Source organism: Staphylococcus sp. GDY8P94P (assembly GCF_017892255.1).
GTDB classification, from domain to species: Bacteria; Bacillota; Bacilli; order Staphylococcales; family Staphylococcaceae; genus Staphylococcus; species Staphylococcus cohnii.
On record NZ_JAESKU010000001.1, the window covers coordinates 584,190 to 609,493 of the forward strand.

A 25,304-nucleotide genomic window follows, 5' to 3' on the forward strand; every position below is an offset into this window, starting at 1 on the left:
CCTCCACATCGTTTTTGTAAACGCTTACAAAACTTCTCGCAAATCTTCATTTTTGGTAAAACCTAATAAGCTATTAATATTTTGAGCAGCAGTATACCCAGTTTGAATTGCTGTTTCAGTATAAAACGTGCCTAAATAATCGCCTGCTAAAAACATACGCCCTTCTGGTTCTATCAATGTTGATTGTATATCAGCACGTCCAGGGTACACATACGCTGATCCATATGGAAATTTATTCACCTTAGCTTCTACGACATAATCTCTAAACCCAGGGAGAATCTCTTCTAAATCATTCAGGTATATTTCTAATATTTCGTCTTCAGATTTGTCAATTAATGCTTTACCTCTATTCGCAGGTGAAAATGTCATAAAGCTACTGCCCTGTTCACGATTTTTCTGTTGTGCATGAATGACATTTGAATTGTGTATTAAGATATCGAATGATCTCTTGGGAGTAGCAAATGCGTACACATCATCCCAAATTTGTTTACCTTGTTCATTTGTTAAGAATGATGCACTCACATGTGGGCCATATTTAATTTGGCTAAGTGAATAATCTAGCTTTGCACTTAAATTTTTTGTAATTTTACGTGTGATTGGTGCTGGTGTAGTTATGATGGCATACTTTGCAGTTTCTACAAACTCAGTTCCATTTTGTTGATATTTCACTGTTACAAAGTCTTGATTATGAATGATTTCTTGGACATGTGCATTGATTTCAACTTTATTTTTTAAATGGTTGGCAATTGTGTTCGTTAATGTCGATGGACCTCCCATTATGTTTTGGGATAAACCGCCTTTTTTATTCCAAATCATATGAAAGTAACCGATGCCTGCACCAGCTGAAATTTGTTCAGGTTCACCTGTTGACCTACTTACTGTAGGCCTAAAAATAGCATCTGCGTCAACTGGTAATTTTCCTGTAAACTCCGAAAATGTTTTATTATTCATAAAATCTAAAATGCGTTGTTGTTGTACACTATAATCTTCAACTTCTTTCTTTTGAGCAACCTTCGCATATTTCATCACTGCAGCTCTTACTTTTGCACCTGCAGTCAACATTGCTAGTCTAGATTTCCATGACATAGGCACTCTAAATGGGTACAATTCTACTCGTCCATCTAACAAAAGTTTTCCATTTAAATGCATAGCAGAAAGTTTTCCAGGCACTGGTAATGACTTAACACCTACAGATTTTAATAAATCATCTGTTGCTGATCCTTCGCCTGCGTAAACATGCCCGCCCCAATTCATCCAATAGTTACCACGTCTTTCAGACATCACGCGTCCACCAACACGATTTTCTGATTCTAATAATAGTATATCGTGGTTACTTAATCTCCATGCTGCTGATAATCCTGCCAATCCACCACCGATAATAATGACATCTTTCATATTAGCACCTTCTTATTCTAATTTTCTTGCGCTTAGTTACTTATTTCATTCAATAATTGTGTCATTTTCTTTTCAAAAGATTCAGATGCTGGTTGTAACGGCAAGCGGCACGCAGTTCCTGAGATACCTAATGCTTTCAAACCAGCTTTAACTGTTCCAGGTACAGTTTCTTCTTCTAATAAGTTAAATAAAGGTAGTAATTTCTTATTTAATTCAGCTGCTTCTTTCACATTATTTTCTTGAACTAACTCATACAGTTTTGCAATTTTATCCGGAACTAAATTATGTACAAGGCCTATTGCACCATTTGCTCCTATTGATAATGAAGGTAAAAATAGATCTTCAAAACCATTTAACAAAGCAAAATCTGTATTATCTTTCACTAAGTTAAATAATTTAGATGTATGAATACCGTCTGCAGTATTTTTAATACCGATCACACCCTCAATTTGACTAATTTCATGTATTAATTCAGGTGAAAGTTCAACGCCTGTTGCATCTGGATAATGATAAATAACGATGCCAATATCAGCATTTTTAGCCACAGCTTTATAATGATCTAATATCCCTTCGTCACTTGTAACCATATAATATGGATTGATGACTAATGCTGAGTCTGCACCAACATGTTCTGCATAATTCGTCAATTCAATTGTATCAAGCGTTCTATGACAACCAGTTCCTGCCATTACTTGGACTCTTTTATTCACTTGGGATGTTACAAATGCTATGATTTTTTTTCGCTCTTCGAAAGTCATCAGTGAGTATTCTCCAGTACTCCCCCCTACTAGCACGCCGTGAATTCCTCCTGCAATTACATGTTCGATTAATTTTTCAAACGATTCAAAATCAATGTCTCCATTTTCTAACATTGGTGTTGGTAAAGCTGCTATCATTCCATATGGTTTATACATAATATTATGCTCCTTATCTTTTTTTATTTTAATCTATATTAATCATGACGCTTTTAACTGACGTATAGCTTTCTAACCCATACTCACCGCCCATTTCTCTACCGATACCAGATTGTTTATAACCACCAAAAGGCATTGTTTCTATTTCAAGACCGACTGTGTTAATCCATACTGTGCCAGCTTCTAACTTTTTGGATATATAATGACCGTGTTTAATATTTTGTGTCCAAACACTTGAAGCTAAACCATACTGACTATCATTAGCTCTATCAATGACTTCATCAATATCATCAAATACAAAGACAGACATGACTGGACCAAATATTTCTTCTCTCGCAATGGTCATATCATCTTCCACATCTGCAAAAATAGTAGGTTCAACATAATAGCCCTGTTCATATGCTTGATTACCACCAAATATTAATCTGGCACCTTCTTTTTTTCCTTTCTCTATATAATCTATTACTTTGTCTTGTTGTCTCTTTGAAATCAACGGCCCCATATCATAACTATCATCCATACTTGGACCTAATTTTATTGACGCTGCTTTTTCTTTTAATCCCTCTAAAACAGTTTCATAAATATCTCTATGCACATAAACACGCGTACAAGCGCTACAATTCTGTCCTTGGTTATACATTGTGCCACTAAATGCGCCTTCAATCGCTTCATCTAAGTCAGCATCTTTTAATAAAATAGCTGGAGATTTACCGCCTAATTCTAACGTGACATTTTTTATTTCATCTGCTGCACTTTTCATTACATTCTTACCTACATTTGTAGAACCAGTAAATGCGATTTTATCTATTTTCGAATGATTAACAATTGCCTCACCTGCAGTGTTACCTGGGCCAGGAACAATATTAACTACCCCATCAGGAAAGCCAGCCTGCTTAAATAACTGAGCTGCATATAATAACGATAATGGCGTTTCAGTCGCTGGTTTTATAACAATCGTACAACCCACGGCCAATGCAGCACCTAATTTCCAGGAAGCCATTAATAATGGAAAATTCCAAGGAATAATTTGTCCAACAACACCAATAGGTTCGTGAACCGTGTAACTGACCAAGTCATTTGAAATTTGAGTGGTTTTACCACTAATTTTTGTTGCAAATCCAGCATAATATTCAAATTGTTGAATTGTTCCATCTATATCATCCACTAATGCAACATCATATGGTTTGCCACTATCAATAGATTCAAGTTGAGCCAACTCTTCTCGATGTGCTTTTAACAACTGTGCAAAATCATAAATAATATTACTTCTTGTATGCGCTTCCATTTTTGTCCATTCACCATTATCAAAAGCTGCTCTTGCTGAATCAACTGCATAATCAATATCTACATGATCAGCTTCATGTACATTAGTTATGACCTTTTCAGTAGAAGGATCCAAAACTTCAAATACCTTTCCTTCATTAGCATTACAATAAGAGCCATTAATATAAAGTTGGATATCTTCTTTCAAAAATGATTGCACTTTTGGTTTTAAATCTTCAAATTTATAATTTAGCAATTTTATACCCCCTTGTTTTTATTAAATAGAATATTATCACTTGAATGAACAAATGTAAACCCTTACATTTTAAAAGGAATATTTTTGTTCTTTTTCAGAATTTTTATTTGCTATAAACCTTTGTTATGATATAGATAAAGTTATTTGAATGAACAGAAACGAGGCGCTTGGTTTTTATGAATCAAAATCCAGATTTAAAATCAAAAATTGTAAAAGTTAAAAAAAGTTTACCCAAAAAACAGCAAAAACTCTGCGACTTTATACTTAAACATTTTGAAGACTTAGGGTTAATAACGATTAAAGAATTGTCTCAACAAGCTGAAGTGGGAATTTCTACAGTTATGCGTACCATACACGCTTTAGATTATGAAAATTTCAATGATTTTCGTAAAGATATTTACAATGAAGCCTTGCCAAATGAAACTAAATTCTCTCTTAAAAATGCTTTTGGTGACATCAATCATGAACAAGGTTTTGCATTGACTGATGTTTGGGATAAAAGCGTCGATTTATTAAATCAATCATTAAAACCTGACTTAATAGAAAACTTTGCTACTGCTGTTGAATATATAGAAAATGCAACGAGTGTATGTATACTTGGTACACGTCCTTATAGGGCGACTGCTTTATATTTTGAGCATTTACTAAACGAATTTTATTTAAATATTCATCAGCTTAGTAATGATACTGATGCTATTTTTGATAAAATTACCAAAATGACTAAAAATGATATATTGATTGTCTTCGCTTTTGAACCCTACACAAATTCAGTGATTCAAGCTGTAAAAGAAACAAAGCGTCAAGGCAACCATGTTATTTTAATCACAGATTATGACTCTTCACCAGTTTTAGAGTATGCAACTATTACTTTAAAACTTTCTGTTAGAAAGGATCATTTTTCAATCATTCCAATTATTGCGTTGATCGATGCATTAGTGTTGGAACTTGGCAGACGTACTTCAGATAATGCACTATCCAATTTAGAAAAATTAGAAGATGTATTATATCGCAACAATATTACTTATAATGACGAATAGAATCACTGCTATTTTAATCAACTAGTGATGCAACAAAAAAATCAACACTTTCATCTTATAAAAATGAAAGTGTTGATTTTTATTTGATTATTTTATTTAATTTATACGCCAGAATATGATGAGAAGCCACCATCAACTGGAACTACAATACCTGTGACAAAACCACTCATATCGTGGTCCATTAACCAGTATAATGTGCCTAAAATATCTTCAGGTACACCAAAACGATCCATTGGTGTTTGTGAAAGTATTTTTTGAGCACGTTCTGAATATGAACCGTCTTCATTTCTTAGCAATGCCTTATTTTGATTTGTTTCGAAAAATCCTGGTGCAATTGCATTAACACGTATTTGTCCCGCAAAGTAAGTGCTTAACCATTGTGTAAAGTTACTTACTGAAGCTTTTGCACCACTGTACGCTGGAATTTTTGTCAACGGTGTAAATGCGTTCATAGATGAAATATTGATAATTGTTCCTGTTTCAGACGCAACAACATCTTTGCCGAATACTTGTGATGGTAAAAATGTGCCAGTATAGTTTAATTTAAAAACTTTATCTACGCCTTCTTCTGTAAGATCAAAGAACGTTTTGTCGCCTGCTTTGTCGTACATTTCATCATTCGTTGTCGCATCAGGATGATTGCCACCTGCGCCATTGATAAGTATCGTAATTGCGCCAAACTTATCATTGAATGTTTGTTTCGCTTGCTCTAAAGCTGATTTATCTAGCACATCTGCTACTAACCCTACCGTTTGCTCTCTGTCTTTATCAATTTCATCTTGCAATTCCACAATTTTGTCTTCGGAACGACCTAGTATTCCCACATTCGCGCCTTTCTCTACAAGTGCTTTGACAAAAGTAGAACCAATGACACCTGTCGCACCTGTAATAACGACATTAACATCTTTGAATTGTGTTGCCATTATTTACTCACTCCTTCTATTAAGCCATTAATATAAGTTGCACCTAAAGCTCTATCGAACAAGCCATAACCAGCTTTACCTGTTTCTCCCCAAATCATACGTCCATGGTCAGGTCTGATGGTACCTTTGTAATCAATGTCTCTCAGCGCTTCAGTAACGGCTTTCATATCTACTGAACCATGTTTAGATAAATGGCCTGTTTCTATAAATGAATATTCACCAATGCGTTTAACATTTCTCATGTGTACAAAATGAATGTGATCACCAAATGTTCGAATCATGCTCGGTAAATCATTTTCTGCTAGTGCGCCTAATGAACCAGTACAGAAACAAATGCCATTATGTGTATCATTGCTAATGGATAATAAACGTTCGTAACTTTCTTTATTTTTAATGATACGTGGTATACCAAATATCGACCAAGGTGGATCGTCCGGATGTATAGCCAGATCCACGTCATGTTCGATAGCAGTTGGTAATACAGCATCTAAGAAGTATTTTAAGTTATCCCATAGTTGATCATCAGATGTTTCACGATAAGATGTAATCAGTTGATTCATCTCTTCACGTGTGTAACTTTCATCCCAACCTGGTAGATTTAAATTCGTCGTTAGTGGATCAATATCTTTAATTTGATCATGGTTATAGATCAGTGTATTAGAACCATCTGATAAATCATAATCTAATTGCGAACGTGTCCAATCAAATACCGGCATAAAGTTATAAGTTACCGTTTTAACACCATTTTCAGCGAGATTAATCAGTGAAGTTTTATAGTTTTCAATGAGTTGATCTCGTTTATCTGTACCAAGCTTTATTTCCTCACTGACAGGTAAACTTTCTACAACTTCAAATTTCAAACCTGCATCTTCAATTGACTGTTTTAATGCTGCAATTCTTTCTTTAGTCCAAACTTCTCCAACAGGAATGTCATAAATAGCTGTAACAATTTGTTTCATATCTGGAATTTGTCTAATATTATTTAATGTTACTGGGTCATCTTCTCCATACCAACGAAATGATAATTCCATGGTTATACCTCCTCAACGCCTTCTATTTTGAATAATTTTACTGCATTGTTATAACAAATATCTTTCACTATTTTAGTGATGGTTTCTTCTGATAATTGAATCTCACCTTTTTCAATTCTATCTCCTAAGAAATTACATAATATTCTTCTAAAGTACTCATGACGTGTATACGAAATCATGCTACGTGAATCAGTAAGCATACCTACAAATTTAGATAATAAACCGACATTAGCATACTCTACTAAGTGTTGCTCCATACCTTCTTTTGTATCATTAAACCACCATGCAGCACCGAGTTGGACTTTATGATTACTATTTGTAAAGTTCCCTGCAGTTGCTTGTACCATTAAATGGTCATTACCATTATTTGGATAAATAATCGTATCTGATAACGCATGATTTTGTTCTAGATGATCTAGTAAGGCATTTAATTTTTTAGCACTTAGCTGTTCGCCTACACTATCAAAGCCACTATCTGGTCCTGTAATTTTAAACATGCTTGAGTTATTATTTCTTGTTGGTCCAAGGTGGAATTGTACAACCCAACCTAATTCTTCATAAACCTTACTAATTTCAGTTAATATATAACCTGCTAATTCATATTGTTCAGTTTCTGTTACTTGTTCACCACGCTTTAGCGCATTATAAATTTCAGTTGCTTTTTCAACAGTTGCTGTTACTAACGGTGTCTTTTCAAAGCTTTGATCTGAACTACGTGCACCTTGTCTATCAAAATAATGTACACGCGCTTTTAACGCATCAATGTAAGTATTTAAATCTTGAACGTCACAATCAGTCGCTTGATTTAATTGGTCGATTTTTGTGTGGATAGACTCATTATTTAAGAAAACATAACTATCTGGTCTAAACGTAGGGATGACTTTAAATGTAACGTTGCTATCTTCATTTAATAACTTATGATATTTCAAATCATCACATGGATCATCCGTCGTACATACCACTTTAACATTACTTTGCTTAATTAAATTTTGTGGTGTATGTGAAGGTTTTGCTAACTTTTTATTTAGTGATTTATATAATTTACTGATATTCACTTTATCTAAATCTGTATCTTCATTGAAATAGCGTTTTAATTCTAATGCACACCAATGATACATTGGATTCACAATAGCAAACGGTAACATATGCATAAATGCTTGGAATTTATCAAAATCATCAACACTGCCTGTAATAAAAGCTTCCTCAATGCCATAAGCTCTCATTAAACGCCATTTATAATGATCTCCACCTAACCATAATTGTGTAATATTGTCATAATTTTTATTTTCGTAAATTTCTTTTGGGTCTAAATGACAATGGAAGTCATAAATTGGTAAATCTTTAACCTTTTGGTATAGCTTTACTGCTGTTTTACTATTTAATAAAAAATTATCATTAATTAAAGTCATATAATTGCTCCTTTTCTATAATCCTAGTAATTTTGGAAGGAATAGTGATAATTGTGGAATAAAGGTAATGATTAGCATTAAAATAATTAATGCCACAAAATATGGAATTAAATATTTAAATACTGATTCAACACGCACACCGCCTACACTTGCTCCCACAAACAACGCACTACCAACTGGTGGTGTGATATTACCAATACATAAGTTAAACGCGATAATGATACCAAAATGAATTGGATCAAGGCCTAATACTTCTGAAATCGGTAAAAATATAGGTGTGAATATAAGTACTGCTGGTGTAATATCCATAAATGTACCAATGACTAATAAAATAACGTTGATTAATAATAACAATGCGATTGGATTGTCAGTCATTGAGATAATGCCATTGGATATCGCTTCCGGTAAACCGGTATAACTCATCACAAGTGAAAATAATGCCGAAGCGGTGATTAAGAATAAAATCATTCCGCTAATTTCAGCTGTTTCTTTGATAACGTTGGATAATTGTTTGATTTTTAAACTTTTATAAATCAACGAAAGTACTACAGAATATAAAACCGCGACTGCTGCACCTTCTGTTGCTGTAAAGATACCTCCGACAATACCGCCGATAACCACTACAATTAAAAACAAACTTGGTAATGCATCCAATGTTAAGAATAATCTATCTTTCCAACTTATTTTCTCTGATACTTTATAACCTTGTTTTTTCGCCATTACATAAGCAACGATCATACACGCAATACCCCATAAAATTCCTGGAATATAACCCGCGATAAATAGCGCTGCAATGGATGTCCCGCCGCTGACTAATGAATAAACAATCAATAGTGAACTCGGTGGGATAAGTAAACCTGAAGGTGCTGATGCGATATTTGCTGCTGCTGAGTATTCTTTTTTATAACCTTGTGTTTTTTCCATAGGTCCCATAATACGACCCATGGCAGCTGCTGCAGCTACACTAGAACCAGAAATAGAACCAAAAAGCATATTACCAACAATATTTGTATGAGCTAATGATCCTGGTAATCTGCCAACGAGCACCTTCGCAAAGTTAACTAATCTAAATGCAATACCGCCGTTGTTCATGATGATACCCGCTAGCACAAATAACGGAATCGCTAACATCGTAAAATCATCAATACCGGTTACCATACGCTGCGCTGCAGTTACGATAGTGACATCGAATGGTAAAATCAATAACAGCGTAATAATAGAACTTAAAATAATCGCTAATGCAATAGGTAAACCAATGATAAGAAAAATGAAGAAAGTGATGAATAATACTAATCCTGCAATCGTTGTCATAAGCCATCACCGCCTTCAAGCTCATCACGCTCTTGAACTGCAGTAATTTCCTCTGTATTTAATAAATTATAAAATGCATAGAATATAATAAATACTCCTGAAACAGGCAATGCGCCATACATCGCGGCCATTGATAAACCTGTTGACGGTGCGATTTGAGACCAAGTCAATTTCACAACTTCAAAACCGCCCCAAATCATGAGCACGAGTGCCACGATAATTAATATAATGTCCGAAATCTTTTCCAAGTATAGCTGTACTTTTTCAGGTAATTTTTCTCTGATAAATACAATGGCAATATGCTGTTTAATCCCAAAGACATAACTAGCACTCAATAGCCCAAACCATATCAACAAGAATCTAACAATTTCTTCACTCGTCGTACTTGGTGTGTTAAAAATAAAGCGTGTTGCGACTTGATAAATCGATAAGATAACCATTACAAAAAGCGTAATACCAGCTAGCGTTAACAACAATTTATCAATGATTTGTTTTGCTTTTTTCATAGCGCTGTTCCTCCTTCTCGATTAGTTTATAATCCTCTTTCGTATCAGGATTATTTTTAAATTCATCTTGAAGAGGTTTAGAAGTCGCTTTAAATGTAGACTTGTCTACATCATGAAACTTCACGCCCATTTTTTCTGTCGCTGTTTTTTTAGCATCGCTCACTGCTTTATCCCAAATAACTTCATGTTTTTTTGTGGAATAATCCGCAGCATCTTCTAACCATTTTTGTTGTTGTTTCGTCAAGCTGTCATAGGTTTCTTTGTTCATAATTAAAATATCGGGCACGGTTGCATGTTCTGTGTAGTAATAATTTTTAGCAACTTCACCATGGTTATTCGTTGTTAAAGAAGTTTCGTTATTTTCTGCTGCATCAATAACACCTGATTGCATTGCAGTGTACACTTCACCATAATCCATCGGTGTTGGCGTACCACCTAACGATTTAATTAAATCTACGCTTGTTTTTCCTGGTTGAACACGAATCTTCAAGCCTTTCAAATCTTTGTTGTCTTTAATCTTCTTATCTTTCGTGTAGATATTACGCATACCAGCATCATAGTAAGTAATACCTAAAAATCCTTGGTCGTCTGTCGATTTAAAGAAAGCATCTTGTACGTTTTTACGTTTCATTACGTGTCGATAATTATCTTCTGACTCAAATAAATATGGCATATTAAATAATGAATACGTTGGCGAAAAACTTTCCAGTGCGCCAGCCGAAACTTTAGTCATTTGAATTGCATTCGTTTGTGTCATTTCTATCGCTTCACGCTCACTACCGAGCTGACCATTCGGATAAATATTCACCTTTATTTGACCATGTGATTCTTTTTCTAATCTATCTTTAAAAATTTTTAATGATTTATGAACAGGATGTTCCGTTGGCTGATTATGCGCTAACATGATTTCTTTTGTCTTTGTTTTAGCAATCGTCTCCTCATTTGTAAGCATCATCGATACCATCCCCATCGTAAAGAATGCGCTTACAAGAAGGAGTCTAAATTTCCTCATAAAGATTAATCCCCTTGTATTGCAGTTTTTATCGCTTCAATTCTCCAAAATGCGTGGATAAATTAAAAACATCACTTTCTTGTACACTTAGTGCATCTTCATTTGTTGTATGTTGTAGAACAGAACATTTTGTTGCAAAATCTACTGTATATTCTGGTTGCCATTCTTTATTCAGTCCATGTAATACGCCCGCCATAAATGCATCACCAGCACCAATTCTGTTTAAAACGGTGTAAGTATATGCTTGGCCTTCAATATATTTTTCTTTTGTCAGCATAATACCTTGTAATGTACTTTGTTCTATATTTCTATTACTTGATGCCATCAATTCGATGTCGTATTTGGATTGAATTGTTTTTGCACATGTCTGAATGTCATCTTCTAAATCGTTCGTTTCAAGTAGATGTGTAGCATCTTTTTTTCCAAAAAACAGAACATCGACAAATGGTAAAATAGACTTGATTATTGGTACTGCTGTTTCTTTTGACCATAAATTACTTCTAAAATTAATATCGAACACTATCTTAACGCCTTGTTGCTTTAGTTTCTTTAATACATCGACAATTTGATGACGAATCATTTTATTTACAGCTAACGTAATACCTGTAAATACAAAGAAATCACCGCTTTGAGCATTGATTCCTTCCATTACATCTTCACCATGATTAGCAAACGTTGAATGTTCACGATCATAAATGACTTTGCCACTTCGAAATCCGAAACTTTCTTCCATATAATACGTGCCAATTCTGCCGTTATTATATTTCACTGAAGCAGTACCTACACGTGTTTGAAACATTTTTTGCAATGCTAAATGACCAAGCGCGTGATTAGGTAATACCGTCAACATTTCAGTCTCGTGTCCAAATTGTGCTAGTGTCACAAGTGCGTTTAATTCTGCACCACCAACATTAACTTTAAACATATTGGCATCTTTCAACTGTTCATAATTTGGTGGTGTGTAACGTAATAATACTTCACCAAAACCATAGACCGTCATTGTTATACCTCGCTTTTTATTTCTGAAATATATCTTTCTAAAGCATCTTTTCCTTCTTGTTGATAAATTTTTGTGATTTCGCTTCCAATGCCAACTGCAAAACTACCAGCATCTAACCATTCTTTATGGTTTGCTTTACCAACACCACCTGTAGGCACAATTTCAATTTGTGGTAATGGCCCTTTGAAATCTTTAATTGATTTAGGTGTGAATTGTGTCGCTGGGAATAGTTTAAGAACTTTGCAACCATAACGTAATGACTCAACCATTTCTTTAACTGTCATACAGCCTGGAATATATGGCACATCATATAAGTTAGCAATTTTCGCTGTTTCTTTATCAAAGGATGGGCTAACGATAAATTTTGCACCATTTAAAATGGCAGTACGTGCAGAAATGCTATCTAATACTGTTCCTGCTCCAATCAATGCGTCCTCCCTTTTTGATAGTTCTGCGATAATTTCTATAGCGTTCGGCGTAGTTAAAGTTACCTCAATCGTATGAAGGCCCTTATCAATAATGGTATGTGCAATATCTAAAAATGATTTTGCATCTTCTGTGCGCATGACAGCAATGTGTTTACCTTGTTGAATCTCTTTCATTGTATTCATTGAATCCATGTCTTCAACCCCTCAAATATGATATCAATTACAATACCTTTAAAATAACAACGTTGTTATTTTTGTACAAAAAAATATTGTAATGCTTATCTCTATGGTATAATTAATTTGCATTTAAATCAATCAATTTCAAGGAGAAATTTTATGGCTGTAACTTTAAAAGATGTTGCTGAAGCCTGTGGTGTCAGCTATTCCACAGTTAGTAAAGCACTTAAAAATTCTCATCTCGTAAAACCAAAAACAAAAAATATGATTCAACAAAAAGCTCTAGAAATGAATTATATACCTAATCACTCCGCTAGAGCACTTGTCTCAAAGAAAAGTGGCACAATAGGATTAATCTGGCCTTCTGTAGATCGTGTAGCCGTGACACATCTTATTTCAGAAATCAATCATGCCATTAAAGATTTAGGTTATGTCATGTTTGTGTCTATCGACGATGTCGCTGCCGCTTCAAAAAAATTTGTTGAATTCGGTTGTGATGGTATCGTCATTTTTGATGAAGGTGATGCAACAAACTTATCTCCAGAAATTTATAATAACGTCCCTGTCGTTGCCTATGGTGTCAATCGTGATATTCCTTATCCGATCATAAATGTAAATCATTCAGAAGCGATGATTATGGCAATTAAAGCATTGGTCGATCAGGGCATAGACCATATTGATTATATTGGTGATATACATACAAACGATACACGACAAATCGCTAAAAAAGAGGCGATTGCTCAATATTGTAACGAACACAAAATAGATTATCGTATCATTGATTCTACAAGTTTAAATGCAATTGAAACAGAATCTTCCGTCAAACAATTTTTACAAGCACATGCACTTGCACCAGGGGTTATCTGTGGTAGCTATGATATTACAGTCGGCACCATTAATGCACTCGGACCACAAGATCACCCTATCTTATATTCATATGACAATATACCACAAATTAAAAAATTAGATTACCCTGTCAACGCGATTGGCGTGCCAACCGCTGAAATTGCTCAAACGATTGTAGCTACTTTAGACAAAGTTATTAAAAATGAAGCCACAGCGCCCGCATATCATCTTCATCCTAAAATTCAAAAAAACATTTAAAATAAACATGCCCAAACCTATTTCTAAGGCTTGGGCATGTTTATATGTTTGTTTAATGTTTGACAAGAGGTTCGTTTATATTAACTGTACTGATTTAGAAGATAAGCTTAGTTTTTTAATATAATTGCTCAATAATATAATAATGAATAAGAATAGGGTGTCCTTATTTTAGTGAATGAATGGGGAGAGTTATTATATTAGTTAAATTCTAGATAAATTTGTTATGAGCTTTAAATTATGAAACGCATATATAGTTAATATTTTGGCGCTAGGGATTATCATAAATGTTTTAACTTTTACTCTTCTATTAATAATCAGTACTTACTACCTCTATATCTCTATTATATTACGCACTGAAATATGATTAAAATACATAGTTGGAATATATAATATTCTGTTATGGAATACATATTTCATAACATGAACACCTTGTTAACCACTATTACCGTGTATCTTTTAAAAATTTAATCCATTCGTGTGTTACATAATTCATATAGCTATCTTTTTTCCAAATAACTCCCAAATTCCACGATACATCTGCGCCAGAAATTTCTATACCTACAAGGTCATCATTTAAAATATCTACGATACTTTCTGGTAATATACTCACACCGATACCATCTCGAATCATATTTTCAATAAATGTAATTTGAGACATTTTTGCAACTGTTTTTGGATGAAAGCCAACTTTTCTACAACTTTCAATAATTTGATCTTTTAAATAATAATCATCATGAAACATAATAAAGCGCTCATTTTTTAAATCGCCTAGATAGACCGATGCTTGTTTAGCAAGCATCGCATCTCTGTTTACAACTAACAATAATTTCTCATTATACAGTGGAATGGCATGGTAAATATCATTATCTACAGGCAACGTAGTAATACCCACGTCTATTTCATCATTATTCAAATAAGACTCTACAGCTTTCCCGCCACCTTCAATCACTTCGTAAGTCACTTTTGGATATTTACTATGAAAGTGATTTAAACTTTCTGTAAAAAGTCTCACATTCATAATCGCAGATATACCTACTCTAATATGACCTTTTTCTAAATTTGTTACATCTCCCATTTCTAATGATAAATCATCTAGAACCGCTAATGCTTCCACACATTTATCATAAAAAATCTGACCGATATCTGTTAAAATAATATGCTTTTTTCGTCTATCAAATAAAGTAATATTAAATTCGTCTTCAATACTTTTAATATTTTTACTTATTGTAGATTGCGCAATATATAAATGCTCGGATGCTTGTGTCATCCCACCATTTTTTACGACTTCTACAAAATATTTCATTTGCTTTATTTCCATGTTAAACCCCTCTGTACCAATCTATATTTCATTTGACTGAATCTATTTCAATGACTTAATAGCTTTTTCCGCTGCTGTTTGAATCACTTTATCATCAGGTTTCGCATCTTTATCTGTTTTTTTCGTGTAAATAGCAAGAATAATTGGCTTACTTTGGTTTTCTGGATAAACAAAAGCTAAATCATTTCGACTACCATATGTTAATCCCTGACCACTCTTATCACCTACAACATCATCTTTTGACGCACCTGCTTTAATTAATGTATCTCCAGTTTCATTATGGATCATTGTATGTTTTAGTAGCTCAAGGTTGGGTCTACTCATGTTCTCACTCGCTAAAAGATGGTTCAACGTTGTTGCAGCCATTTTAGGTGTGGTTGTATCGGCTGTACTTTGCGGATCATATAAATTTAAGTCTGGTTCAAGTCTTTGCGGGTTTGAGATATTGTCTCCGCGTTGTTTTAGTGCTTGTTGAAATCCTTTAATACCACCTATTTCTTCGATGATTTTATTATTTGCTGTATTATCACTTTGCAACATAGAAGCTTTAATTAACGCTCTTAAGGTCATTTGCTTGCCGACATATTTTTCAGTAACAGGTGAATAAGCGACAATGTCATCTTTTGAAATAGTTATTTTTTTATTTAGTTCTGATGTTGGCGTATTTTGTAATAATATGCCACTTGAAATTGCTTTATATGTAGATGCAAATGCAAATCGTTCATCTGATCTGTGCTGTATCACTTTACCATTAGATGTATTGATGCCATAGACCCCTACAATTGTATCATTATCTTGTTCAATTTGATCAAAACTTTTTGCCGCAGCGACATTCCCTGTGACTGCTAACAAAATAAGACCAACCAAAACACTTAAATATAATTTTTTCATATTTTTCCCTCTATTCATATGTGAACGAAACGCTCTATACTTACGTTTAACTATAATCATAAATATAACAAAACACAATTATCTTTATTAAACATACGCATTAAGTTATAGATATAATTCAAAATGACGGTATATCTTCAGTAACAATAATCAGCAAAAATGCTGATACATTTGCTAAATGAAAACTATTTTTTTAATGGCTATACAACAAGATAAGCTGAGACATTTAATATGCCCCAGCCTAGAGTACACTTTCATTTAAATTGAATGTTACTACAATCAAAAACATATCATTTCAAATCATCTCTTAATTGTATCCTATTTTTATAAACATCATTCTAATTACTGACCAATTGTTATTTCTACCAAATTATCATTTTGATCAAAGAATGCAGTATAAAAACCATTATTTGTCGCGTATTTTACATAAGTGCCATCTCCATTGCCTAATTTTCCATCTTCTATGATTTCATTTGAAGCATGTGCTTTCTTAAACGTTGCTTTAGATACAGAATCAGGTTTCGTGAAGAAAGTGAGTTGTACTACTTCATTGTCACTGTTAAATTCTACGCTTGTATCATAAACTTTCTTAGAATGATCAAATTCTTTTTTGGCATCAGTGTCAACTTTATAACCATCGATCGTGACATTATCATATTTCAAAGCGCGTACGAAGTTATAATCTTGTGTAAATGACGGGTCATATGTTGTATAACCTTCGTAATTATACCAAGGTGTTGTTTGTGCTTGAGAACGAACACCATTTTCACTATTTGCACCGCTTGCGCCACCTTCACCGTGTCCCCATTTTTGGACTTGTTCTGCTGCTTGCGCTGTTGGACTACTCGTTGAGATATATGCTGCTGAAGTACCAACGACCAGTGTAGATACTACGACAGTTGCTGAAATTAACTTTCCGACTTTACGCATAATAAATCACTCCTTATTTGTAGTCTCCTATATGCAAAGTGTAATTATTCACTCTCATCATACACCTCTCTATTTTATTTGCAAGTAAATTTACACTTTATTTACAAAATAATGGAAATTATATATGAAAATGCTTTATTGATATACCAATAAGATCATTCAAAAAGTTGTGATAATACCTATCAGTAAACGATTTGAGCCAAAAATTTATGCGATTTAACATAAATTGGTATAGTAAGCGTAATAAATAATTTAAAAGGGATGGTTTATCATGATTTATATTTTACAAGTTGATTTTCCAATCGATGGTCCTTTTGGCCAAGAAATGTCCACACAATTCGCTGATTTAGCGAAATCTATAAATGAGGAACCAGGTTTTTTATGGAAGATATGGACAGAAAATGCTGATGAAAAAGAAGCGGGTGGCATTTATGCATTTGATAGCTACGAAAATGCTGAAAACTATTTAAATATGCATAGTGAACGCCTTAAATCCATGGGTGTACCCAATGTAAATGCTAAAATATTTGCTACGAATGACACACTTACTAAAATCACACATGGAAGATTAACATAGCCGAACTTGAACGATAAAATACAACTAGTCTTTCAAATCCACACAAAAGAAGTGCGTTTTGAAAGGCTTTTTTAGGCGTTAATGAAGCGAATAAAATGAATACTTTAAAAATGATGACTTCTCAGGTGATTACTAGTTCAGTTGAGACATTTCATTGATAAAATCTTGATACGTTATTTTATTTTTAGATAACCTAGCAACAAGCATATATATTTGTTCATTTTTTGTGAATTCACTTTTATATAAATCTTTTTCAATTTCGCTCTCATTCTCTAAACGATTTACGACGTTCTTTGCGCTTGAAAATGCTTCATAATATCTAATTCCAAACAATCGTTGAGAGAAACTATCTATATGAATACCATCTGGATTTGCTGTTAAGCCTTCTGCTGTAACAAAGTAGCAATGTGACTCTTTCTGCGCTACATTTTTTATTATTTTATTAATTTCTTGATACTCTATAGCACTAGCGCCAAATCCTTCTTTTCCTAAAAACGTTCCTAACAATCCAATGACAAAGGGAAGTTTAGGTAATCCCAGTTCTGTCCTAAAAAATTGAATTAAATGTGATAATTTTGCTTCATATGTTTGATATTTATTATTTTGACTATCACTTTCACCTTGATGCCATAAAACACCTATCAATTCAGAAGTTTCCATGGCAAATCTAGCTTCACTTAAAGCATGCCGTGTCAACATGCTTTTATCCGACCATTCTTCAATGGAAGTACCCCCATCAGCACATGGAATTAACCCAATTGTTTCATCTGGATGATCATCTAACCATCGCTTTGCAAACGATGCTGCTGGTCCAATACCTGCTACAGAACGATCACTATGTATTGGTTCTTCCATCATTTGCCATCTACCATTTCTAAGCATAAAAATACGTTCATCAATGATTGGCTTTACACCATCTAAAAAACCTCGTCCTGCCATATTTGATTGACCAATAAGTAAAATTGATTTCATAAACCGATTCCTTTCACTATTTAAGGTTTTAAATGATTATTTTAAATATATGTAATCATATCATTCTTTATTAATCTTACTCAATTACTATATTATGAGTTGCCACGCTTTATATAAAATGATTATAAAACTAAATTCATATAAACTTTACTTTTAATACTAATTATCATATTATGGAATGGATTTTGAGAGGAGTTTTGATTTTGGAAAGGAAAATGGAACTCACCTATGCTAGGGCGATATTTTGTATCGCAATAGTCATCGTCCATTGTTTAACCGGTTTAGTAAACGATTATCATATTTCACAATTTGAAAAATCATTTTTTAGTTTTTTACAAGTTATTTTATTATTTGCAACACCGTGTTTTATTATTTTGTCGGAAACGTTATTAGGCATGCGGTATTCAAATAAAATTCCGCAAAACTTTTTACTTAAACGTATGAAATTTATTTTAATTCCTTATGCTTTATTTGGTTTATTTGTCACTTTCAGGCTATTTCTTGGTGATAGTTCAGATAAATCATTTTGGGAAATCTTTTTAAATATCGTCTTAGAAGGTAAATTTTTCGGTTGGTTTGTACTCGTTATTTTTCAGTTTTACATACTACATCGCTTATTTTATAAATTATTGAGTAAAGCCAATCCTATAGTTGTACTTGTCATTACTTTTATTATTAGTTTTGGACATTCTTATTTAATGTATTACAGTAATGATTATCTTGCATTCTGGGATTTTTATCCTTTATTTAGTAGAACGATTATTTTATATTGGTTATTTTACTTTGTTGTCGGTTTCTATTTCGGTAAATATTATGACTCTGTTATTCAATTTTTAAAACGTCATTTAGTTTGGCTGCTATTGATATGGCTATTGGCTTTATGTTATATGGCATTTAACTTTTCTTATTTAGATGTACATTTAAATGAATCTAATCGATTTGACTTAGTCTTATTTTCTGCAATCAGTTTTGTATTTATCGTCTATATATCGAAATTTTTAACTCGATTTAACTTAGTGTTTGTGTTTTTAATTAGTGAAATATCATTTTTCATTTATTTAGCACATCAGATTATTGTAGACTTTATTTCTAGATCGTTGGCATCATTTGTTACGTTCCCAACACTATTTTTAATCCTAAGTACTATTTTCACCCTTGGATTTTGTATTGGGTTAGCAATAATACTATCTTTTATTCCATATGTAAGAATTATAGTAGGAAGAAATACGCTACATCCTATGGTCATTAATAACTATAAACATCATAGTTAATGTGCAAAGGTTGTTGTATAAACAAAGCATTTCAAATAAACAAGCACAGTATAAATCGAAAGATTTTAAATATAAAAAGGACGCATCCTCTTCATATGGATGCGTCCTTTATTTTGGGATTGAGTATTATTGCTCATCCCTTAGTTATTTGATATTTTAATCATCTAATAAATGATAAAATTGTTCAATTGCTTCTTTATTATATAACTCCGGATCAAATTTAGCATAAGCAGGTGTTTCCTTATTAATAAACTGTTGTATGCTTGTTTGTAATGATTCAGCATCGTTAAAACTCAACATACCGTATTTACCATAGTCAAGGACATATTGATTGGCTGGTATATCTGATGCCAAAATATCTATGCCTACGGTTAACGCTTCTAATAAGACCATTGATTGTCCTTCATAATAAGATGGTAAAACAAATAAATCACAGTCTCTCATAATATTAAATGGGTTTCTTTTTTGCCCCATTAAAAATACATGTTCTGATAAATCTAATGAGTCAATTAACTTACTTAATTGGTTTTTGAGTGGACCATCTCCTAAAATATATAATTTCGCATTAGGATTTGCTTCCACGACACCGCTAAACGCTTGAATTAAATTATCAAATCCTTTTTCAGGTGATAATCTTCCCATAGTCATCACTTTAAAATCAGCTTTTTGGAATGGCACGCTTGTAATTTGCTTATCCTGTTCTCTAACGATGACACGCTCACCATTTTTCATAAAGATATCATTATCTTCATCCACCAAATTATAAATTCTATCTAAATTAATTGTATTCATCGATGATTTAAATTTTTCTTTTGTTTTTCTATTTGCTATTTTTTTAACATTTTCTTGCTTGGTCACTTCAGAAACACTTACGAGCTTATCATAATAAGGATACAAGGACATTACACCTTTTAAATTGGCATAATGTGGTCTCACACCGTTCACTTTACGCTCCATATCCATTTTCATATCACTGTGTAAGTAGATTAATTTTCTTTTAGCATTACTTGCTAACAAGATTTCAGACCAAAACATCGCATAGCCACTAAAATCCATAACTACATCAAATTCTGAATTACCAAACACTTTTCTAAATTCGCGTTGATACATTGCTTCAGGATAAATTTTTTCTTCAATTTTCGATTTGATGCCTCTATTGCGAACCAATAGATTACGATAGTATTCTGAAGTGTTGGCTAACAATGGGCCTCTTCTCAAAATAACTCTCACATTGTTATTTAAGCTATATAGATTATCTATGACATCTTTATTTCTATTAAATCCAAGGTAAACTGTAATATCATATCTATCATAATCAACATTTTCTAATAAATTTAGAATCGATGTTGTTATGCCATTAGGTTTCATACCACCTGGATATATTAAAATACGTTCTTTTCTATTATTTTGATCACCTTTTCGGGGTGCGTCGTGATGAAACACTTGGTTGACGACTCTTTCCGTGACTTGACCATCATCATAATTCACAAATTTTTGTTTATATTTTTGATAGTTTCCCTGATATTGCGCTAACATATTTTGTGATTCTTTGACAGTAGCTACCAATGCTTCAATTGAGTGTACACTTGGTCCTGGGAGACTATCCACAGAAAGATAAAATCCTCTATCTTCTTCATAGGCTTTATAATCAGGTGTATAAAAAATTATAGGTTTATCTGTAACTAAATAATCAAAAAAGATACTTGAATAATCAGTTACGAGCAAATCAACAATACTGAGTAATTCATTTGTATCAAACGTATCCTCTACTAAGTATTTCTTTAATTTTTTATTACCTACTGCTTTTTTATAAATAAACGGATGCACTTTTAATAATACTTGGTAACGTGTTTGTTTATTTAATGCTTCAATCAGCGCTTCAATTTCTTCAATATTATCTTCTGGTGAACTCACCGTTTGGCCACGCCACGTTGGTGAAAAGAGTAAAATCGGTGCATCTGTTAATTTAATGCCTTGTTTTTTTAATTTTTGTATAACTTCTTTTGACTGTGCATTTAACGTAGCATCTATTCTAGGATAACCAATTTCTAAAATTGCTTCATCGTTTAAACCGTCTAATTTAAATGCTTTTTTAAAAATATCTGTCGTGTGTTGGTTAGGTGAAATGATATAATCAGAACTTAAAAAATTGCGAATTGTATTTTGTGATTCTAATAAATTATGATTGATATCTAAACCCATTGCCTTTAATGGCGTACCATGCCAAGTGTTTACATATATCTGATTTGGCTTTTTCGTAAAATACGTTGGAAATGTAGCATTATTAATAAGATATTTACTCTTTGTTAAATAATGTAAATAGTCTTCACTTTCTTTTACAATAAATTTTACATTTTTATATTTACTATATTTTTTAGAAAATGCTTTTTGCATTTTTTTAGATGCCACGACCCAAATATGTATATATTTTTGATAATCAGGATGGTTCATTAAATATTTAAATATCGCATAAGGACTATCTGTCATGCTTTGTCCGTCTCTAACTTGATACAAAATATGTTTGTTATCTACTTCAATCGTTTTATAAAGATTTGCATAATGCATAATATTTTTTGTGTACTTACTTCTTAGTTGTAATTTCAATGGTTCAGAAATGAATTTTAATTTTCTTTTCGTTTGATTTAATACAAACTTTTTCGTTTTACCAATCATTCTTCCACCTCTTAGTTTATCTTATCTGTATTCGAGTATTTAATATATTCTGTTAAACCTGACACAATATCATATTGTGGCTTAAATCCTAGCGCTTCCAAACCTTTGATATCAGCACAAGAATGTTTGATGTCCCCACTTCTTGATTCAGCAAACTGATAGTCTATAGATTTATTATAAACCAGTTTGAATTTATCGAAAATTTCTAATAGTGATATTTGTTTACCAGTAGCTAAATTATATATTTGGCCATTCGTTGTTGCGTTATCCATCATGATTGAAACCGCTTGCACTAAGTCTTTTACGTATACAAAATCTCTTGTTTGTTCTCCATCCCCAAAAAATGTGAATGTTTCATTATTTTTAAATTTTTTATCTATAATGGATAACACACCAGAGTATGGTGAATGAGGATCTTGTCTCGGTCCATATATATTAAAGAATCTTAAAGCAGTTGTTGGTAGGTTGTATAGCGTATTGTAAATTTTTGTATATTGTTCCCCAGCATATTTTTCGACAGCATAAGGTGATTCCGGATCGATAAATGTTTCAACTTGTTTTGGCAACCCCTCAGTATTGCCATATACAGCTGCTGATGAAGCAAAAATAAACTTCTTCAAATTATGGTTATATTGACGATTGGCTTCTAAGAGATTCAATGTACCATTTATATTGACAGATTGAGACTTTATAGGATCATTTATTGTTTCTACAACGCTAACTACTGCTGCTAAATGAATAACAATATCAAATTGTTCTTGCTCTACTAATGATGTCACAAAAGATGTATTAACCACATCATTTTCAATGAAATGTGCATCATCTATAAATTTAACATTCGAACGATGGCCTGTGCTTAAATTGTCTAATATAAACACCTCATTATCATTATTAAAATGTTCTGCTAAATGTGAGCCAATAAATCCAGCACCACCTGTAATTAGTATTTTCATTTTTTCTCCTCCTATATATTCAAGTCATAAGATATTTATCGTCAATGCTTTTAATAAAATATGTTACTTCATACAACTAACTTTTATTATAAAAAACGCAATAGTATTACAAATAAAATTATAATTTTAGTTAATTAACATTTTCTATATATTAATACAAGTTTAACAATTTTGACGAACAAATCAAAAGAAATTGAGGTAAAAACTTAATAATAATTGAATAATAACACCATGCCCTTTGCAAAAATTCTTTTGGTTCCCCAATAAATGAAATGAGTTATAATATGTTCTACTATTAGTGTAAGTGGTGTTTAAAAAGATTAGCTTAGAAAAGTATCATAAAAAGCGTTCCACCATAAGTTTCCTTTAAAGGATAAAATAATACCTACATTATACTATAAAGCGATATGGCGAAACGCTTAAGAATTTACTATAAACTATCAAAATTTTACTCTGTCGACCTTATATAACTTAAAGTGCATCATTGTTTTCTTGTGTTTTTTGATAAAAATAATTAGCAACAATAATATCTACAATGGCTACACCTACAGATTTAAAAACAGTAATTTCATCATCACTTTCGCGTCCAGCTAAATTAGAACCAACGATTTCGCCTAATTCTCCATATAAATCTTTTTCTCCAAATAAACCTTCATCCATAGGGGTAATTAAATCCCCAGTTTCTTCTAACGCCGCTTCCGATGCTTCTACAACTACTTTATCGGCATTGGCTATAGCGTGTGAAGGTAACTCCTGCATGTCTGGTTTAAAAGAGCCCACAGCATTCACATGCACCCCAGCATCTAATGGTTTATTAAAAACAGGTTGTGTGGCGTTGGTTGCTGTGACAATAACATCGGCATTAGATATAGCATCATCAACATTTTCCATCACTGTCACATCTACGGATTGATATTGCTGTTGTACTGTTTCTGCAAATGTCACAGCTTTACGATATGTTCTGTTATAAAGTTGAATACGCTTGATATCTCTAACAGCTAGTACAGCTTCAATTAATCCCTGTGCTTGGTCACCTGTGCCTATGACACATAATGTTTCTGCATTTTCACGGGCAAGATATTTTGTAGCTACGCCAGAAATTGCACCTGTACGAATCTTGGTTAAGTATGAACCTTCTAATACAGCTAATGTTTCACCGGTTTCATAATCTGATAATATAACAGATCCGACGATTGTATTTTTACCTATCTTTGTATTGTTAGGTGAAACTGTTACTGTTTTGAGACCCACAACTTTCAATTCATCAGATAGGGCCGGCATAACCAGATAACGATTATCTTCATTAAAAGGAAGTACATAACGTAAAGGGGTATCCGTCTTCCCTTCAGAATAGGCCTGTAAAGATTCTGCAACCGCTTCAACGACTTCTTCCATGTTTAATAATTCTGCTTGTTCATGTGCATCAATAAATTGCATAAGCCACCTCTATTCTTCTACATTTTCTGACTCTAAAATGTTACTCTTCTTTTCCATTTTATTTTCAAATAGGATTAATCCTATAAATCCAACGATAAGTAAAGGAATGATAATCCAAGCCATATGATTATTGACATACACAGACACACAATATATCGCTAATAATAGCGTTATGGCCATCATATTTTTAATAAACAGCAACCAATAATCCATTTTCACACTAAACCATGTTTGTTGCTGATTATCTTCTATTTTAATATGATATAACGTAAACTTTAAATGTGTAATCAACATATAAATAAATGCTAAAATACCTATTAGCAACAATATTTTATGAAATATTCCATCAGGAACCACATCTGCAGCCGCTGCAAATATAATAGCAATAACAATACTTTTCAGTTCTGCATTTTGCCTCATATCAATCTTCGCACCTTTGTAATCAATTCAAGCTATAATGTTACAATAACATACTTAAACCGAATTTTAAGCTTGGCTAAAGATTAATTTTTTAAT

General features: G+C 32.8%; 23 protein-coding genes. 4 read left to right on the top strand and 19 right to left on the bottom strand.

From position 1 onward, the window contains the following. Positions 1-24 precede the first annotated feature (24 nt). The 3 genes from KA926_RS02950 to KA926_RS02960 are packed head-to-tail and all read right to left on the bottom strand — an operon-like array spanning position 25 to position 3,828. The gene (locus tag KA926_RS02950) at positions 25-1,395 is read right to left on the bottom strand and encodes a flavin monoamine oxidase family protein (RefSeq protein ID WP_210143569.1); all 1,371 of its coding nucleotides are present in this window, start codon (positions 1,393-1,395) and stop codon (positions 25-27) included. Positions 1,396-1,427: 32 nt separating this feature from the next. After that, the gene (dapA, locus tag KA926_RS02955) at positions 1,428-2,309 is read right to left on the bottom strand and encodes a 4-hydroxy-tetrahydrodipicolinate synthase (protein ID WP_210143570.1); all 882 of its coding nucleotides are present in this window, start codon (positions 2,307-2,309) and stop codon (positions 1,428-1,430) included. Positions 2,310-2,337: 28 nt separating this feature from the next. Further along, positions 2,338-3,828, bottom strand: coding sequence for an aldehyde dehydrogenase family protein (locus KA926_RS02960; protein ID WP_210143571.1), 1,491 nt, complete (start codon positions 3,826-3,828; stop codon positions 2,338-2,340). 176 nt (positions 3,829-4,004) lie between these two features. Here KA926_RS02960 and KA926_RS02965 point away from each other — a divergent pair, with 176 nt between their 5' ends. Next, positions 4,005-4,865, top strand: coding sequence for a MurR/RpiR family transcriptional regulator (locus KA926_RS02965; protein ID WP_210143572.1), 861 nt, complete (start codon positions 4,005-4,007; stop codon positions 4,863-4,865). A 101-nt stretch (positions 4,866-4,966) separates the two neighbouring features. Here KA926_RS02965 and KA926_RS02970 read toward each other — a convergent pair whose 3' ends face one another. The 8 genes from KA926_RS02970 to eda are packed head-to-tail and all read right to left on the bottom strand — an operon-like array spanning position 4,967 to position 12,677. Further along, positions 4,967-5,788 carry an SDR family oxidoreductase gene (locus KA926_RS02970; RefSeq protein WP_210143573.1) on the bottom strand — a complete coding sequence of 274 codons (822 nt, stop codon included), beginning with the start codon at positions 5,786-5,788 and terminating at the stop codon, positions 4,967-4,969. Beyond that, on the bottom strand, positions 5,788-6,819 hold the full coding sequence (locus KA926_RS02975; protein ID WP_119535617.1) for a mannonate dehydratase: 1,032 nt from the start codon (positions 6,817-6,819) through the stop codon (positions 5,788-5,790). Before KA926_RS02975 ends, KA926_RS02970 begins: the two co-directional genes overlap by 1 nt. A 2-nt stretch (positions 6,820-6,821) precedes the next feature. After that, positions 6,822-8,228, bottom strand: coding sequence for a glucuronate isomerase (gene uxaC / locus KA926_RS02980; protein ID WP_119517722.1), 1,407 nt, complete (start codon positions 8,226-8,228; stop codon positions 6,822-6,824). Positions 8,229-8,243: 15 nt separating this feature from the next. After that, a complete protein-coding gene (locus KA926_RS02985; RefSeq protein WP_107384037.1) occupies positions 8,244-9,539 on the bottom strand; it encodes a TRAP transporter large permease in 1,296 nt (431 codons plus the stop codon). Beyond that, positions 9,536-10,045 (bottom strand): TRAP transporter small permease, encoded by a 510-nt coding sequence (locus KA926_RS02990; RefSeq protein WP_210143574.1) that lies wholly within the window; start codon positions 10,043-10,045, stop codon positions 9,536-9,538. Before KA926_RS02990 ends, KA926_RS02985 begins: the two co-directional genes overlap by 4 nt. Further along, complete coding sequence (locus KA926_RS02995; protein ID WP_210143575.1) at positions 10,020-11,057, bottom strand: TRAP transporter substrate-binding protein; 1,038 nt, start codon at positions 11,055-11,057, stop codon at positions 10,020-10,022. The genes KA926_RS02990 and KA926_RS02995 overlap by 26 nt, the downstream gene beginning before the upstream one ends. 28 nt (positions 11,058-11,085) lie before the next feature. Further along, entirely contained in the window at positions 11,086-12,057 is a 972-nt protein-coding gene (locus tag KA926_RS03000) for a sugar kinase (RefSeq protein ID WP_210143576.1), read from the bottom strand. A 2-nt stretch (positions 12,058-12,059) separates the two neighbouring features. Then, positions 12,060-12,677, bottom strand: a complete 618-nt coding sequence (gene eda / locus KA926_RS03005; RefSeq protein ID WP_107384041.1) for a bifunctional 4-hydroxy-2-oxoglutarate aldolase/2-dehydro-3-deoxy-phosphogluconate aldolase — start codon at positions 12,675-12,677, stop codon at positions 12,060-12,062. Positions 12,678-12,821: 144 nt separating this feature from the next. Between eda and KA926_RS03010 the strand changes: the two genes are divergently transcribed. Next, a complete protein-coding gene (locus KA926_RS03010) occupies positions 12,822-13,766 on the top strand; it encodes a LacI family DNA-binding transcriptional regulator (RefSeq protein WP_119517727.1) in 945 nt (314 codons plus the stop codon). Between the two features lie 442 nt (positions 13,767-14,208). On the opposite strand, the gene cidR is transcribed toward KA926_RS03010, so the two are convergent. The 3 genes from cidR to isaB all read right to left on the bottom strand — a co-directional run bounded on the left by cidR (position 14,209) and on the right by isaB (position 16,905). Continuing rightward, positions 14,209-15,084: a cidABC operon transcriptional activator CidR gene (gene cidR / locus KA926_RS03015; RefSeq protein WP_210143577.1), complete on the bottom strand. Its 876-nt coding sequence runs from the start codon at positions 15,082-15,084 to the stop codon at positions 14,209-14,211. 42 nt (positions 15,085-15,126) lie between these two features. Continuing rightward, on the bottom strand, positions 15,127-15,975 hold the full coding sequence (gene bla / locus KA926_RS03020) for a class A beta-lactamase (protein ID WP_107385841.1): 849 nt from the start codon (positions 15,973-15,975) through the stop codon (positions 15,127-15,129). A 342-nt stretch (positions 15,976-16,317) separates the two neighbouring features. Further along, a complete protein-coding gene (isaB, locus tag KA926_RS03025; RefSeq protein WP_210143578.1) occupies positions 16,318-16,905 on the bottom strand; it encodes an immunodominant staphylococcal antigen IsaB family protein in 588 nt (195 codons plus the stop codon). 271 nt (positions 16,906-17,176) lie between these two features. Here isaB and KA926_RS03030 point away from each other — a divergent pair, with 271 nt between their 5' ends. Next, positions 17,177-17,482 (top strand): monooxygenase, encoded by a 306-nt coding sequence (locus KA926_RS03030; RefSeq protein ID WP_154409580.1) that lies wholly within the window; start codon positions 17,177-17,179, stop codon positions 17,480-17,482. A gap of 132 nt (positions 17,483-17,614) precedes the next feature. On the opposite strand, the gene KA926_RS03035 is transcribed toward KA926_RS03030, so the two are convergent. Further along, positions 17,615-18,454: a sialate O-acetylesterase gene (locus KA926_RS03035; protein WP_210143579.1), complete on the bottom strand. Its 840-nt coding sequence runs from the start codon at positions 18,452-18,454 to the stop codon at positions 17,615-17,617. A 203-nt stretch (positions 18,455-18,657) separates the two neighbouring features. Here KA926_RS03035 and KA926_RS03040 point away from each other — a divergent pair, with 203 nt between their 5' ends. Then, positions 18,658-19,725, top strand: a complete 1,068-nt coding sequence (locus KA926_RS03040; RefSeq protein ID WP_210143580.1) for an acyltransferase family protein — start codon at positions 18,658-18,660, stop codon at positions 19,723-19,725. Between the two features lie 156 nt (positions 19,726-19,881). Here KA926_RS03040 and KA926_RS03045 read toward each other — a convergent pair whose 3' ends face one another. The 4 genes from KA926_RS03045 to KA926_RS03060 all read right to left on the bottom strand — a co-directional run bounded on the left by KA926_RS03045 (position 19,882) and on the right by KA926_RS03060 (position 25,208). Beyond that, entirely contained in the window at positions 19,882-22,398 is a 2,517-nt protein-coding gene (locus tag KA926_RS03045; protein ID WP_210143581.1) for a glycosyltransferase, read from the bottom strand. 11 nt (positions 22,399-22,409) lie between these two features. Further along, positions 22,410-23,351, bottom strand: a complete 942-nt coding sequence (locus KA926_RS03050; protein WP_210143582.1) for an NAD-dependent epimerase/dehydratase family protein — start codon at positions 23,349-23,351, stop codon at positions 22,410-22,412. A gap of 471 nt (positions 23,352-23,822) precedes the next feature. Beyond that, positions 23,823-24,788 carry an ornithine cyclodeaminase family protein gene (locus KA926_RS03055; protein ID WP_210143583.1) on the bottom strand — a complete coding sequence of 322 codons (966 nt, stop codon included), beginning with the start codon at positions 24,786-24,788 and terminating at the stop codon, positions 23,823-23,825. A gap of 9 nt (positions 24,789-24,797) precedes the next feature. Then, positions 24,798-25,208, bottom strand: a complete 411-nt coding sequence (locus KA926_RS03060) for a hypothetical protein (RefSeq protein ID WP_210143584.1) — start codon at positions 25,206-25,208, stop codon at positions 24,798-24,800. Positions 25,209-25,304 lie beyond the last annotated feature (96 nt).